This is a genomic window from Apilactobacillus quenuiae (assembly GCF_002994005.1).
Taxonomy (GTDB): Bacteria; Bacillota; Bacilli; order Lactobacillales; family Lactobacillaceae; genus Apilactobacillus; species Apilactobacillus quenuiae.
The window spans coordinates 37,429-51,301 of the sequence record NZ_POSN01000006.1; the positions used below are offsets into that span (position 1 = coordinate 37,429).

Consider the following 13,873-nt stretch of genomic DNA (forward strand, 5'->3'; position numbering starts at 1 on the left):
AGATATGCAAGTTGAAAAATGGCAGGATATTAAAGACAAGTTAGTCATTAATCGAGACAGAGCAATCATCGTTCGTAATGATAAAGAATTATTAAATAAAGATATAGTTAGACAACGATTACAGCATGAAGGTAAACCTATTGTTCAGGTACGACGAATATTGTTACGTGATACTTTAAAAAAACAAGTTAAAGTTACTCCGTTAGCGATACGAGGATGGTTTAATCAGCATAATGAAAATGATAATGCACATAAGGTTATTCAATTAATAAGTGACAAACCCACACATCAATTTAAGCAGATTAATAATCAGCTCATGTTTTTTGGGGAAAGCTTTTTAGAGGGATTTTTAAGTTTCTATGGGTTACAAGTTGATAATGCAGTAAAACGATATGAACGTCAATTACATGTATTAGAAACACAAGAACTAGGTCATAACGCTAAAAATTATTATTTAGCAACTAGTCAACGAGGAAAATTGAAGATAGCAACAGAACGATTCGAGAATAAGCAGGTAGCTCAAACACAGTTAGACAAATTCTTTAAGCGATACTATGGATCAACCAAAGAATCGCAATTGGAACAATTATCACAACCAAATGATGATAAGGAGCAATAAAGATGAAAAAACAGCAAAAGTTAAAAATAGTGTTAACGACGTTTGGCGCGACAATATACTTATTCTTAATGAATAATCAATTGGTATTGGCCGCGGATGGCGGACAAATTAAAGGGAAATTAACGCAAGCTGGAAAAACAATACAAGGTATTTTAACTGGGTTGGTTGTGTTAGTTGGGATTTGTGTAGCTTTGTTTATCATTATTAAAAGGATGCCAGATGCTGATGATCCACGTGAAAAAGCAGAAGTTTATCATGCAATTGGTCGAGTAGCTGGTTTAATAGCATTAGCAGCAGCTGTAATTTGGTTATTACCATGGGTATACTCACTATTTACTTAAAAATATTATGTAAATAGTCGAAAGGAAGTAATTAGCATGTTAAAGAAGGGCAAAGAGTTTATCTTTCCAGAAAATGTTAATAAAGATTATGGTATTTGGAAAGACTATACGCTAAGGGATATTGGCTACATTGTTTTAGTGCTTTTAATTGGACTGATATTCATTTTAATGCCTCCATATGGGATTGTGTTTATGTTAATGAAAATCATTTTGCTGATGCTTTTGATGACTGTAACAATGGCAGTCTTAACTATTCGTCCGGTGGCCAGCCGTAAAAATATTAAAGTTCGTGAAGTGTGGTTGATTCAAAGAAAATATGCAAAGAGACAAAAATTATTTTATTTAAAACCACAGAAAGAGGTGGACATACATGCATCTAAAACAATTTATCATGGGTAAATCCAAAAAGCAGTTGAAAGTGGATAAATTAAATTGGGATTATCAGCCACCTAGAATTAATCATGGCCGACAAACTTTGGATGAAATGAGTTTAATTGTTGGCATGTATGGAAATTATGAAGTCACCAAAACTGGCAATTTAATTGGCATATTAGGAATAAGTGGAATTAATTTAGACTTATTAAATGAGATGGAACAACAGGATGTATTTGAAGATTATGGGGCATTCTTAATGAGTACATTAGGAGAAGGGGTTAATGACACTTTACAATTCATTGAGCTTACGATACCAGTTAATATGAATGACTATTTGTCCGGACTAAAGAAAAGGTATCTAGTATTAAAAAACAAGCATCCTAAGCAAATTTTTAAAATTAGATTATTGGCCAGCTATTTAGATCACTTTACGGAGGTACAAAACGCAAAACACATGACTACCAAGCAACATCTATTAATAGTAAAAGTGCCTATCAAAAATAAAGAAGTGACCAATTTAAAACTAGCTGTGAACCATTTAGATGAAAAAATTGCTCAAGTAAAACGTGATATTGAAAATGCCCTAACAGATTTTAATGTAACCGCCACATTATTAACTAGTCAGGTGGTACAGAATATTTTAAAAAATTTAATTAATTTTACGGGATAGGAGTGGCCGATGAAAACAGTCAATAAATTGCTAGAATTGTTTATGCCACCTAAAAAATTAATGAATGAAGATTCGCCAAAAATTAATAATTTCATGTCTGTGATTGATTGTGACAGTGTTCATTCATTATTTCCTTTTTCTTTTGAACAATATCCTACGTATGTTCAATCTGGTGAGAATTTTATTCGAGTGATTGCAATTGCTGATTATCCAAAGCGAGTTTATGGCAATTGGTTATCTGAATTAAAACGTAAGAAAGGCGTTATCGATATTATCCAATATATCGATAGCGCCAGTAACAATAGTATGGTTAATTATTACAAAAAGACCATTCAAAATAAAGAAGCCCAAAAGTCAAATACATTTGACCCTTATAAACGTAAAATACTGCAAAAATATATTGACTCCGCGAATATGCAATTAGATAAATATTTAGACAATTCGACTACCTTCGTATATCAACATATGTTGATATATTTACGCACTACTAGCCTAGAAACTTTGAATGATTTAACTGAGAATGTAAAAAATACGCTCATCAAATTACAAATGAAACCATTAGTACCAGTTAAAGCGACTTATCAAAGCTTTTGGTCTGCCATGCCTATTAATGAGAATCTCATGCACGATTATACCTACAAAGAAAGCAACACTGAAGTTGCTAGTAGCATGATTCCATTTGATGATGCTGAAATTTTAGATTTAAAGCCACATAGTGATATTGAAGGAATAAATATCGATACTAATTCATTAATTGCAATCGATATGCTAGACCGTAATAAAACGTTAAACCAAAATCAAGTGATTATTGGAACCTCCGGGGTTGGTAAAACTACTTATATGATTCAAAAGATTTTACGCTATGCAGTGCAAGATTATTTGATTTACATTATTGACCCAGAAAATGAATACACTAATATCGTAGAAAACTTAGATGGAGTGGTTTTACATCTAACCGCGAATGCAAAATATAAGATTAATCCCTTGCAAATATTCTCTGAAGAAATTTTAAGTTCTAATGAAGCAGTGACTGATTTAAATCTATTAACTAAAGATAAAATTCAACGCTTAAAGAGCTTTTTTGAGGTAATTAAAGAGGGTATTAGTCAAGTTGAGTTGGCCATTTTAGATGATGTTGTAAAGCAAGCATATGTTAATAGTGGTATTTTGAAATATAAAAATTTGCACCAAATTGAAAATAATCAGTGGCCGACACTTGCTAACGTTTATGATGAATTAAGTAAATTGAAAATTAGTGACATTGATAGGTTTAATCGAGTAAAAGACTTTTACTACATTTTAAGTAGTTATGTGCATGGATCTAATAGTCTATTTAACGGCACGACTAATGTTAAGTTAACCGGAAACAAAATCATTTCATTTGATTTAAAACCATTACAAAGCGAGCAAGAAGTTCAATCAGCAGCTTATTTAAATATTTTTCAATATTTATGGGACGAGATTACAAAAAATCATCGAACTAGAAAAAAATTATTTGTAGATGAATTTCATTTCTTAACCTTAAATCAAGGTGCTGCTACTTTCTTTCATCAAGCTTATAAAAGATTTAGAAAATATAACGCCGGTGCAATTGCTGGAACGCAACAAATTCAAGATGTAATTGAAGGGACTACAAAAACTGGACAAAATATTGGCGAAGCAATTATTGGCAATTCCTATACTAAAATATTTTTTGGCCTAGATGGAAAAGGAGTCAATGATGTTATTACAAAATTACGTATGACTTTTTCTGATAAGGAAAAGAAATTATTAGAACGTCGACGCCAAGGCGAAGCGTTAATTATATATGGGAGTCAACGAGCTTTTATGCGCGTTGAATTAACAGAAGAAGAGTTAAGAATCGTTGATACAAAAGCGTATTGTGCTAAATATAATCGCCCTGATAGTAAACAACCAGATTACACGAAAAGAATAGTGCTGATGCCAAGTGACATTGCCGACCTAACCCCTACTAAAAAAGAGGAGGGCGAAGATGAGTAAACGACCATTTAATCTACTTAATATTGAAGTGGGCACATTTGAACAACAATATAATCAACTAGTGTTAACAGTTGACCGCAAACAATTTAACTATAATGCAATTAAAGAACTAAATGTATTGAAGACGGTAAAACCTAATTTTTTAAAGTTAATTAATCTAGTTGAACAGGAAAAGTATGTCATTTTAACTTATGAATTACCTAATAATGTAAGAACCCTTAAAGAATTGCCCAAAGAAAATGCGGTTATTCGAGCGACAATTGGAAAAACAATTATTGCCCAGTTAATTAGCGAGGTCCAGACAATAGAACGCGTATCATTGAATCCAGCCAATATTTGGTATTATCCTATGTGCCACGTTTGGTATGCTTATCGCGCCAATGCATTAATGCCCTATGATGATAATCATACGATCTTAAGACAATATCAAGCATTGATATTGTTTTGCTTGACAGGGATACCATATGAACGATTATTAGATGACTTGAGTATTGCATTAGGTAATCATCAGGATGCACTATTAAATACAATTATTTCTGTTAATTCTCTAAAAAAATTGCAGTTAGTTGTAAATGAAATAGAAGATTTTGTAAGTTATCAAACTTTGCAAAATCTTGAAAAGAAACAGCGACAAGTAAAAAAGAAGCATAAATATTGGATTGGAAGTATGGCCGTGCTCACTCTACTCATAATAGGGGGAGCGCATAAGCAAGCTGAACAAAAATACAACAACCGATATAAACAAATGAAAATTAAAGTTAAGAATTTGAAATACTATGATGAAATTCAAAACGATTTGAAAAATCATTATTGGCATGATGCCAAAGTAATGATGGACAAGGCTGGATATAATGATGATAAACAATGTCAGATGTTTTTAAAAGTTCATCAATACCAACAGTCCTTAAATATTAACCCCTCGCAATTAAATAAGATTGTTAATTTAGCATATAAAAATGATGATAGGAAAAGTATATTAGATTTAGAATTACCATTTAAAGTTTCTGATCGGCTAAAAGATAATTTAAAACTTGAGAAGGCGATTATTAAATATGATACAGATGCGATGAGTAAGCAATTGCCTTTTGTTGTCAACGTCGACACAATGCTGAGAATGGGAGAAGCATATTTGAAGCATAAAGATTATCAAGATGCAACTAATATACAACGTAAACTAGTAAGTATTGATAACCATAAGGCTCAATATCTAAAAGCCTTACAAAATGAAAATGCAACTTTTAATACTGTAAAACGAGCAGAAAATAAGCTCATGCAAGCCCAACATCTAGATGGTAAAAAGCATACAAACAAAAAAGATAAAGTAAAAGACGCCCAAGCTAATTTAGCTAGTGCCAAAAAGGATTTAAAAACTCTCCAGTCGCAGATAAAAGCAGGGGATTAGATGCAATTAATATTGCTAAAATATCAAAGACAAAAATGGAAATTAATTATTTATGTTTTAATTGCAATGATTTTATTAATAGTTTTGATTATCGCCGCTTTATTCAGCCAACTGAATCAAAGTAATTGTAATCATAGTACGTCACAGGTTCAATTAAATAGTAAAGACATGTCAACCAATGCAAAGAATATTTATAAGCATTGGAAAAAGCAATATGGAGCTACACCGCAAGCAACAGCAGGAATATTAGGGGCATTACAACTAGAAAGCAATTTAAATCCTAAAGCAATTAATAGCAACTCTGGAGCTATAGGCTTAGCTCAGTGGTTAGCTGATAGGAAAATAAAATTAGGACGCTTAGCACAACAAGAAAATAAAGATATAACCAACTTAGGACTACAACTACAATATTTAGATCAAGAACTGAAAGGTGCATACCATAGTAATCAAGCAATTTTCAAGTATACCAGTGTGCATGCAGCCACCAAAGCTTGGATTATGAACTTTGAAGGCTTATCTAAAAATCCAGAACAATGGTATTTAAATAAACGTAATAGTTACGCAGATCATTGGTATGCAATCATTGGTACTAATGATCCATTCGCGGGTAATGAAATGAATGATGCTAGTCAGACAATTAAGCAATTAGATTGTGCGAATACCAATTATGAATATTCAAGTAGAGCAATTGTGCGAATGGCAAAAAGTATGAAAGGTTACTTTTATTATAAGCAAAGCCATCCAAGTAATGATTTAGGAAATAACTTGAAAAAACCAAATAAAAATGGTGGCACTGATTGTTCTGGATTTGTATGGCTAGTTTTAAATAGTGCAGGTTACAAAGTTCCAGTCCGTATGAACTGGTTTACTGGAACTATGGAACAAGATGCTAAGAGACAGCAACGTTGGTTAAGAGTAATTAATAAACATGATGCAAAAGCAGGGGACGTTGTCATTGTTAATCAAGGTACTGGAATATCAAATGATGGCCATACAGCTTTGTTGTTAAGCAAATGGAAAGGTAAAGATACAAAAATTATTGAGGAAGGGGGTATAGATGACAGAGTAAACGAGAGTACTTTTGGTGAAGCATTTTTAGACCTATTAGATGCTGGAAATATAACCCTTGCGCGTCCCAATAAGAATTAGGAAGGATATATGAATGAAACGTGTAAAGACATTAGTGATTATAGTATTGCTATGTTCTCTCGGCATGAATGTATATCAAGGAAAGGATTTTTCGCATATACAACAACAAAAGCACCGGATAAAAATGCAACAAGTTATGGCGACAAGTCAATTAAAGCAAATCAAAAACGATAATGAAAATATCAAACATCAGCTGGCTCGGCAAAAAATCCAACTCAATAATAAAGGTAAAAGTGTTAATGAGTTGAATTTTAATAACAAAATCAGAAGATTTATAAATGTGATGAATACATTTGATCCTAATACCTATCGTTATCGTAAAAATGCCGTACGAAATCTTATTTCACCAAAATTATATAAACAGTATTTTGATCATAAACTGACTTATGGAGATAGTAATGAAGTTTCTTCACGATTGAAGCGATTAAATCTGTATACACAAAGTAAACAAGGAACAAAGATGAAAGGTTTAGCGGTAGTTAATGCTGAAAGTAAAAGTAATCATAATCCATGGGAAAAGAATACTTTTATCTATCAAATTACTTTTAATACTGCTACTAATAAAATTGAATTTGTGCAAAATCTTGGCAGCAGTTTTAAAGCAAGTGATGTGCAATGACAGCAAAGAAGATTATTAACATCATCATTATACTAATGGCATTAATCATTGTTATGGTAATAAGTGGTCATTGTTATGTTAACTATGTAGAAAAACAAAGAAAAACGGTGATGATAAGTTCTAAAAAGTCACAAATTTTATTTTTCTATCGTGATAATTGTTCTGATTGTCAAAAAGTTTTTCATCAAGTATATTGGAAAAGCTGTTTTCATCATAGAATCATACTGATTAATATGAATCAATCTCATAATCATAAGTATGTTGCACAATATCATTTGACATCGGTACCAACGATTATCCATGGGAAACGACGCTATACGGGTACTGATATGCCAACAATCAACAAAATGATTGGAGATTAAAAATGAAGTTCTTAAAATCTATCTGGAAATATGTATTAATGATACTACTGGGGCTATATCTTACCGAAATTATCACTGGCTTTATTATGACCCTAGGCAAATATAAATTATATTTTATGAGTCATATTTTAACTAATTTGCAGCAAAACCTTTGCCATCCTCTTTACTATGAACAATTATATTTAAGCCAACAAAATCCTTTTTTGCTTATTACTAGCCTGCTGGTGATTATATATATGGGTTATTTTATTCTAAAACGTAACCGTAAAAATAAGTCCTGGAAAACAGCAGATACTGATACTCATGGCAGTGCCCAATGGGGGAATCTGCATAAATTATTAGCCAATCATTACTTTAGCATGAGTCAACATCATCTAGCTGATAACTTTAATAATACAATTAATACAGAGCAATTAGATAAGTTGATCAAACAACAACGAAAGGAGATGGTTGACCAATGAATGGAACTATTTTGGGGATTTTAGACAAACAAATAATTTATCAAAATAATGGTACCAAACCTAATCGAAATGTCTTTGTTGTTGGGGGACCAGGTTCTTATAAAACACAATCTGTAGTAATAACTAATTTATTAAATGAAACTATAAATAGTATTGTTGCAACTGATCCTAAAGGTGAACTATATGAACAGACAGCTGGTATTAAAATTGCTCAGGGATATCAAATCCATGTAATTAATTTTGCTAATATGTTGAAAAGTGATCGATATAATCCCTTTGATTATATCCAACGAGATATTCAAGCGGAAAATGTAGCAACTAAAATTGTACAGAGTGAGAATGCAGAAGGCAAAAAAGATGTTTGGTTTAGTACGCAACGACAGTTATTAAAGGCACTTATCTTATTTGTTTTGAAGCATCGGGCATCGGGCACCTAATCAAAGAAATATCGCTGGAGTAACCAATGTCCTACAAGAAAATGAAAGTGAGACCTTAATGGAAGGAACCGTTAGTCAATTAGATCGGCTGTTCTTAAATTTGGATTTTACTGATCCTGCACGTCGTGCATACGAACTGGGATTTAAAAAAGCCAAAGGGGAAATGAAAGCAAGTATTATCGAAAGTTTACTAGCAACCATTAGTAAATTTGTTGATAGTGAAGTTGCAGATTTTACCAATTTTTCAGACTTTAATTTACAGGAACTGGGCCAGAAAAAAGTAGTATTATATGTCATTGTTCCATTAATGGATAATACTTATGAAAGCTTTATTAATTTATTTTTCTCTCAACTATTTGATGAATTGTATAAATTAGCCGCGAATCATCATGCACACTTACCCCATGAAGTGGATTTTATTTTAGATGAATTTGTTAACTTAGGGAAGTTCCCTAAGTATGAAGAATTTTTAGCAACTTGCCGCGGATATGGAATTGGTGTAACCACTATTTGTCAAACAATTACTCAACTACAAGCCCTTTATGGACGGGAAAAAGCAGAGAGTATTTTAGGAAATCATGCGGTGAAAATTTGTTTAAACGCAGCAAATGAAATCACTGCAAAATATTTTAGTGACTTACTAGGCAAGTCAACAGTAAAAATTGAAACAGGAAGTGAAAGTACTAGCCGTAGTAAGAGTCCTAGTCACAGTAAAAGTGATAGCTACAGCTATACGAGCAGATCGTTGATGACTCCTGATGAAATTATCCGGATGCCAGCAGACCAGAGTTTAATTGTTTTTAGTAATTTACAACCAATTAAAGCCCAAAAGGCATTTCAGTTTAAGCTATTTCCTAAAGCTGTTCAATTAATAAACCTGTCGCAAAATAATTATCATGGTACACCTGATGATAGTCAGACAAAACATTTTCAAAAGCAAGAGCAACAATGGCAAGAATATTTAGCCAGAGAAAAAGCTGACAAAAAACAAGCAAACTGGTCAAAACAGGAAGAAGATCAAATGCAAGCAGAACTTGATAAAATTGAACAACGAAATAAAGAGAGCATGTTTAAATAAAGGGGGTTGGTTCCCGATGAAAAAAATGGCAAAGTACATGGTTATATTATTAGGAACTTTATTATTAACGTTTAATTTAACAGCATGTGGTAAATCGATTGCAGAAGATTTACAAAATAAATCATGGAGCTTTACAGATACAACAGGAGACGGTATGACTGTACAATTTAATAAACATCAAGCTCAATTTGGAAATTTAGGTAGTGAAGGATATGAACTTAATTCATCTGAAACAGTCATAACATTTAAAGATCATAATAAATTTTCTACAAATCCAATTAAAAAGTTTTCAATTGATCAAAAAGAAAATGAATATACTTTAACCCCTCTAAATAAAGATGCTAAAGAATGGGGAATAATTACACTTGTCCCTAAAAAATAATGGAGTGATATATATGCCTTTTTTTTCTTTAAATTACGTGGATGATCTAGTTAAAAATGGAATTGCTAGCTTTTTTTCCTGGATTTTATCATCGTTATTAGATGGTGTTTTTAGTATTTGTAAAGGAATTATTGATCAAGTTGATCAGGGGTTACCTATTATTCGAACTTGGTATTTGATTTTCCTATCATTCTCTACAATTTTAGTTGTAATTGTTATTTTAGGAAGAATTATTTGTACATTATTAAAAGAGGCTGATATGAGCACAGATGTTACTTGGGCCAATATTATGATTGATGGCCTCAAATCAGCAATAATAATTCCCGTTTTTGTATTCTTACAGGGATTCATACAAAGTGAAATTACTTTACCACTTTTAAAATATATGTTTAATTCTAATCAAAAGTATTCATCTGGAGCAATTAAAGGTATGAAGCACGTTCCTGGATTAAATAATGTGAGTATTTCATTACCAGTACAATTATTGTTCTTATTAGTATTTACTATTGTAGCTGTCGTATTCTTTCTAAAAATGTGTATTTTCGTTGCAGATATGGCATGGTATAACATTACAATTCCATTCGCAGCAATGAGTATGGCCACAGAAACTTTTGATTATTCGGGAACCTGGTGGAAAAAGTATATTTATTATAATGCCTCAATCATCAGCCAAGTATTATGTATGACACTGTCAGTTTGGTGTTTCACTAATATATCTAAGTATGGTTTTATTTCATTTATTGCCTCTTTAGGCTTTGGAATTTTAGTTATAAAAACACCAGACGCTGTGAAAGATTTTTGGGCTTCAACTGGAATGACTAAGGGAACAGGACGTAGCATGATGCGAATAATGAGCCATTATATGCATAGATAAAGAATAATCTTTTTAAATTTTTGGTTTATTTTAAAAATTAATTGATCTAAATCCAATTTTTGATAAATTTTTCTCAAATTTTAGCCTATATTAGACCGTTAAATAATAAAAATGATTAGTTCATTTAGTCATTACTAATTGTTCTAAAAACAATGAAAATATAACGTTAATCCAGTTGTTCTAAAAATGGCCAAATTTCAGTCCCAAAATATTGTTGTTGTATTTATGCATATTATTTAGCACTGCTTTTTACTTCATTAAAAGAATTGTTAAATAATGTGTAAGATTTAAAAAGGAGTTTTTTAATGGCCAAATCATAAAAAACTTTATCATGATTCACGAAATATATTTAAATACTTTGAAATTCAAAGAAAACATTTGAATGGGTCTGCTCTTGGATATGGAATTTATTTAACTGACAATCTAGAAAGAGCTAAAAAATATGCAATTAGCAAGCTTAGTGACGATAAATAACTCTAAATTTTAAGGAAGTAATCATAATATTGCTTAACATACATCAAAAATGATTTAGATTTTTAAAGGATTTATTATATATTTAACATAAGCTGCCGCCATTTAAGGAATTAATGGAGGTAGCTTATGTTTGTCTTTTTTTTATTTTTTATTTAGTTAAAGTAACTACTTATTAATATATGTTCTCTTTATAACCTAGATATAATCTTGGATGTTCATATACATAACATTTGAAGTTAATATTTACACAATTCATATATACTAAAGAAGTGTTCAATAATAATATTTTATAGACTCGTTTTGATTATTATTGAATATTGATAATAATTTTAAGTAACCTTATTTCTCGTTTTTTTCATTAAAAAGGTGCATGCCTAAGGCTTTGTACCTTTTTATTATAAATAATATTATCTAATTATATTCTTTGATAAATACGTACATAATAATCGAAATTAATAAATTTATATGCTTGCTATAATTAACTTGCATCCTACTTAAAAAGATAGGAGGTTTATAATTATGCAATTTATGTTCGAATTAGCTCTTAAGCTTTCAGCAATGTTCAAATGCTAATTAATAAAAGAATGCAGTACAAAATGTACTGCATTCTTTATTTTACATTGATTTCCGCATAATAAGGTACAACTAACTTTTCACTGCTAGGAAATAACCGTTAAGAACGGATATTATTAGATGCTATTAATTCTTGATATTTAATTAAATCTTTCTTATCGAATTTAAATATTAGTTGCTAAGCTTCTTGGTATTTTAATCGTGAATGTAAATATTAGATTTTATATGACCTTGTTTATCAAATAAATAATAATTAATGACAACTATCCAAGAAAAAAATAACACCCTATAACTACCAGCAAGGTAATTGTGTAGTGTTACTTATAATGTCTATATTTAGATCTTTCGTTAAAGTTTTGATTACATATATTTTTTTCTATTATTTTTAATAAATAATTCAAACAAGAATTAAACTTATTTCTTTTTAAATGCATACCAAAAACCTTTAGCGGTTCAAGTTTATCTTTTAATCTTATTACATTAAAATTTTCAAGATTTTCATATCTTAAAAAAGTTTTGGGTAATAATGTTATTGTGTCTGTATTTTTAATTGTATTTAAACAACTTTGATAGTTATTTAGTTCAAATTGATAATTAGGAGTCAGTAACTCATTATAAAAATATTCGTCAATGACTTTTCTAATAGCATAATCTCTTGAAAGTACGGCAATAGGTAAATTAGACAAATCTTTTAAACTAATATCAATCAAATTTTTGTATTTTCCAAATGAAGAAGACACGGCTATTAATTCATCATTCAGCATAAAATCATTTGAAATTTCCGAGTCATTGATTGGTACATAGGTTATTCCAAAATCCAGTTCCTTATTCTTAATTTTGCTAATTATTAGTGAGGATTTTATTTCTTCAATATTTATTTTAACTTCAGGGTATGTATTTTTTAATAAATATAAATACTTATATATATATTTATTACCTGATAAACCAATATTTAATGTCAAATTATTTTTATCAGATCTATTTATAATAGCAATCTGATTATTGAAATTATCCAGCTCTTTTAAAACTTTGGTAACGTTTGTAAATACCTTTATACCATCAGAAGTTAAATCAATATTTCTACCTTTTTTAATAAAAAGTTTTATATTTATTGAATTTTCTAAAGAATGTATTTGCTTACTTAAAGCGGGCTCGCTGATATTCAGTTTACTAGATGCAACTCGATAATTTAATGTTTTTGCCAACATATAAAAATAATGTAATTGATTTAAAGTAAATTGTTCCAATTTCTTTCATTCCTTTCATAACTAAAAGTTATTGAATCATTAACTTTTATCATATTGTTGAAAATAGTTAATAACTATATTGTATAAATAGATTAATTAAAGGAGGAAATATATATGTACACTTTAGCAGATTATTTAGTAGATGTAATTAAATATATGGGTAGCGATGAAATTTTTGGTGTCCCCGGAGATTATAATTTAGACTTTTTGGATCATATTACCAATAGAGATGATATGAAATGGGCCGGAAACGCAAATGAATTAAATGCTGCTTATATGGCAGACGGTTATGCGAGAAAAAAGGGCTTTGCATCACTTGTAACAACTTTTGGGGTTGGAGATTTAAGTTCTGATAATGGCTTAGCTGGAAGCTTAGCTGAAAACGTTCCTGTATTATCAATTGTTGGTGCTCCAACAACTGATAATATTGATAAGCATTTATTGGTACATCATACATTTGGAGACGGCGAATTTAAAAAATTCACTAAAATGCATAAAGATATGGGATTAAAAGTGAAAGATTTATCTTTTAATAATCCAGTTGATGATATTAATGAAATAGTTAAATATATGATTAGAACTGGAAAACCTGCATATATTACCTTACCTATAGATGTTGCTAAAATTCCTGTTAGTAAAAAAATAAAAGAAAATATTCCTGAAATATTAGACAAAAAAATAAGTGTAAGAAATGACAACAAAAAATTAGTAAATAAACTTGTTTCATATTTAAATACAGCACAAAAACCAGTAGTATTAGTTGGACATGAAATTAAAAATTTACAACTAGGCAAATATGTAGAAAAATT

The 13,873-nt window shown here is 30.3% G+C and carries 14 protein-coding genes and 1 pseudogene; 14 read left to right on the top strand and 1 reads right to left on the bottom strand.

What is annotated here, in order from left to right; all coding sequences use genetic code 11:
- Positions 1-4: 4 nt before the first annotated feature.
- The 13 genes and pseudogenes from C7N44_RS07580 to C7N44_RS07640 all read left to right on the top strand — a co-directional run bounded on the left by C7N44_RS07580 (position 5) and on the right by C7N44_RS07640 (position 10,770).
- On the top strand, positions 5-619 hold the full coding sequence (locus C7N44_RS07580; protein WP_105957316.1) for a hypothetical protein: 615 nt from the start codon (positions 5-7) through the stop codon (positions 617-619).
- Between the two features lie 2 nt (positions 620-621).
- The gene (locus C7N44_RS07585; RefSeq protein WP_105957317.1) at positions 622-960 is read left to right on the top strand and encodes a CagC family type IV secretion system protein; all 339 of its coding nucleotides are present in this window, start codon (positions 622-624) and stop codon (positions 958-960) included.
- A 36-nt stretch (positions 961-996) separates the two neighbouring features.
- Entirely contained in the window at positions 997-1,359 is a 363-nt protein-coding gene (locus C7N44_RS07590) for a conjugal transfer protein (RefSeq protein ID WP_105957318.1), read from the top strand.
- Positions 1,331-2,005, top strand: a complete 675-nt coding sequence (gene trsD, locus C7N44_RS07595; protein ID WP_404799045.1) for a TrsD/TraD family conjugative transfer protein — start codon at positions 1,331-1,333, stop codon at positions 2,003-2,005. The genes C7N44_RS07590 and trsD overlap by 29 nt, the downstream gene beginning before the upstream one ends.
- Positions 2,006-2,047: 42 nt before the next feature.
- The gene (locus C7N44_RS07600; protein ID WP_404799046.1) at positions 2,048-4,006 is read left to right on the top strand and encodes a VirB4 family type IV secretion system protein; all 1,959 of its coding nucleotides are present in this window, start codon (positions 2,048-2,050) and stop codon (positions 4,004-4,006) included.
- On the top strand, positions 3,999-5,408 hold the full coding sequence (locus C7N44_RS07605) for a conjugal transfer protein (protein ID WP_105957321.1): 1,410 nt from the start codon (positions 3,999-4,001) through the stop codon (positions 5,406-5,408). The genes C7N44_RS07600 and C7N44_RS07605 overlap by 8 nt, the downstream gene beginning before the upstream one ends.
- Positions 5,409-6,557 carry a phage tail tip lysozyme gene (locus tag C7N44_RS07610; RefSeq protein ID WP_105957322.1) on the top strand — a complete coding sequence of 383 codons (1,149 nt, stop codon included), beginning with the start codon at positions 5,409-5,411 and terminating at the stop codon, positions 6,555-6,557. It abuts the gene before it with no gap.
- Positions 6,558-6,570: 13 nt separating this feature from the next.
- The gene (locus C7N44_RS07615) at positions 6,571-7,176 is read left to right on the top strand and encodes a hypothetical protein (RefSeq protein ID WP_105957323.1); all 606 of its coding nucleotides are present in this window, start codon (positions 6,571-6,573) and stop codon (positions 7,174-7,176) included.
- Positions 7,173-7,538: a thioredoxin gene (locus C7N44_RS07620; protein ID WP_225362966.1), complete on the top strand. Its 366-nt coding sequence runs from the start codon at positions 7,173-7,175 to the stop codon at positions 7,536-7,538. The genes C7N44_RS07615 and C7N44_RS07620 overlap by 4 nt, the downstream gene beginning before the upstream one ends.
- 236 nt (positions 7,539-7,774) lie before the next feature.
- Positions 7,775-7,999: a hypothetical protein gene (locus C7N44_RS08130; RefSeq protein WP_225362967.1), complete on the top strand. Its 225-nt coding sequence runs from the start codon at positions 7,775-7,777 to the stop codon at positions 7,997-7,999.
- A pseudogene (locus C7N44_RS07630) lies at positions 7,996-9,514 on the top strand (VirD4-like conjugal transfer protein, CD1115 family). Before C7N44_RS08130 ends, C7N44_RS07630 begins: the two are co-directional and overlap by 4 nt.
- 16 nt (positions 9,515-9,530) lie before the next feature.
- Positions 9,531-9,896 (top strand): hypothetical protein, encoded by a 366-nt coding sequence (locus tag C7N44_RS07635; RefSeq protein WP_105957325.1) that lies wholly within the window; start codon positions 9,531-9,533, stop codon positions 9,894-9,896.
- 13 nt (positions 9,897-9,909) lie between these two features.
- A complete protein-coding gene (locus C7N44_RS07640; protein WP_105957326.1) occupies positions 9,910-10,770 on the top strand; it encodes a conjugal transfer protein TrbL family protein in 861 nt (286 codons plus the stop codon).
- Positions 10,771-12,134: 1,364 nt separating this feature from the next.
- On the opposite strand, the gene C7N44_RS07645 is transcribed toward C7N44_RS07640, so the two are convergent.
- Positions 12,135-13,064, bottom strand: coding sequence for a LysR family transcriptional regulator (locus tag C7N44_RS07645; protein WP_105957327.1), 930 nt, complete (start codon positions 13,062-13,064; stop codon positions 12,135-12,137).
- Between the two features lie 114 nt (positions 13,065-13,178).
- Between C7N44_RS07645 and C7N44_RS07650 the strand changes: the two genes are divergently transcribed.
- Positions 13,179-13,873 (top strand): thiamine pyrophosphate-binding protein (locus C7N44_RS07650; protein ID WP_263851173.1); only part of this gene is annotated, 695 nt, incomplete at its 3' end.

Coding starts and splice junctions, on each gene's coding strand:
- C7N44_RS07600 (WP_404799046.1), top strand. CDS start 2,048: ATGCCACCTAAAAAATTAATGAATGAAGATTCGCCAAAAATTAATAAT.
- C7N44_RS07620 (WP_225362966.1), top strand. CDS start 7,173: ATGACAGCAAAGAAGATTATTAACATCATCATTATACTAATGGCATTA.
- C7N44_RS08130 (WP_225362967.1), top strand. CDS start 7,775: ATGGGTTATTTTATTCTAAAACGTAACCGTAAAAATAAGTCCTGGAAA.
- C7N44_RS07610 (WP_105957322.1), top strand. CDS start 5,409: ATGCAATTAATATTGCTAAAATATCAAAGACAAAAATGGAAATTAATT.
- C7N44_RS07615 (WP_105957323.1), top strand. CDS start 6,571: ATGAAACGTGTAAAGACATTAGTGATTATAGTATTGCTATGTTCTCTC.
- C7N44_RS07580 (WP_105957316.1), top strand. CDS start 5: ATGCAAGTTGAAAAATGGCAGGATATTAAAGACAAGTTAGTCATTAAT.
- C7N44_RS07585 (WP_105957317.1), top strand. CDS start 622: ATGAAAAAACAGCAAAAGTTAAAAATAGTGTTAACGACGTTTGGCGCG.
- C7N44_RS07635 (WP_105957325.1), top strand. CDS start 9,531: ATGAAAAAAATGGCAAAGTACATGGTTATATTATTAGGAACTTTATTA.
- trsD (WP_404799045.1), top strand. CDS start 1,331: ATGCATCTAAAACAATTTATCATGGGTAAATCCAAAAAGCAGTTGAAA.
- C7N44_RS07590 (WP_105957318.1), top strand. CDS start 997: ATGTTAAAGAAGGGCAAAGAGTTTATCTTTCCAGAAAATGTTAATAAA.
- C7N44_RS07605 (WP_105957321.1), top strand. CDS start 3,999: ATGAGTAAACGACCATTTAATCTACTTAATATTGAAGTGGGCACATTT.
- C7N44_RS07640 (WP_105957326.1), top strand. CDS start 9,910: ATGCCTTTTTTTTCTTTAAATTACGTGGATGATCTAGTTAAAAATGGA.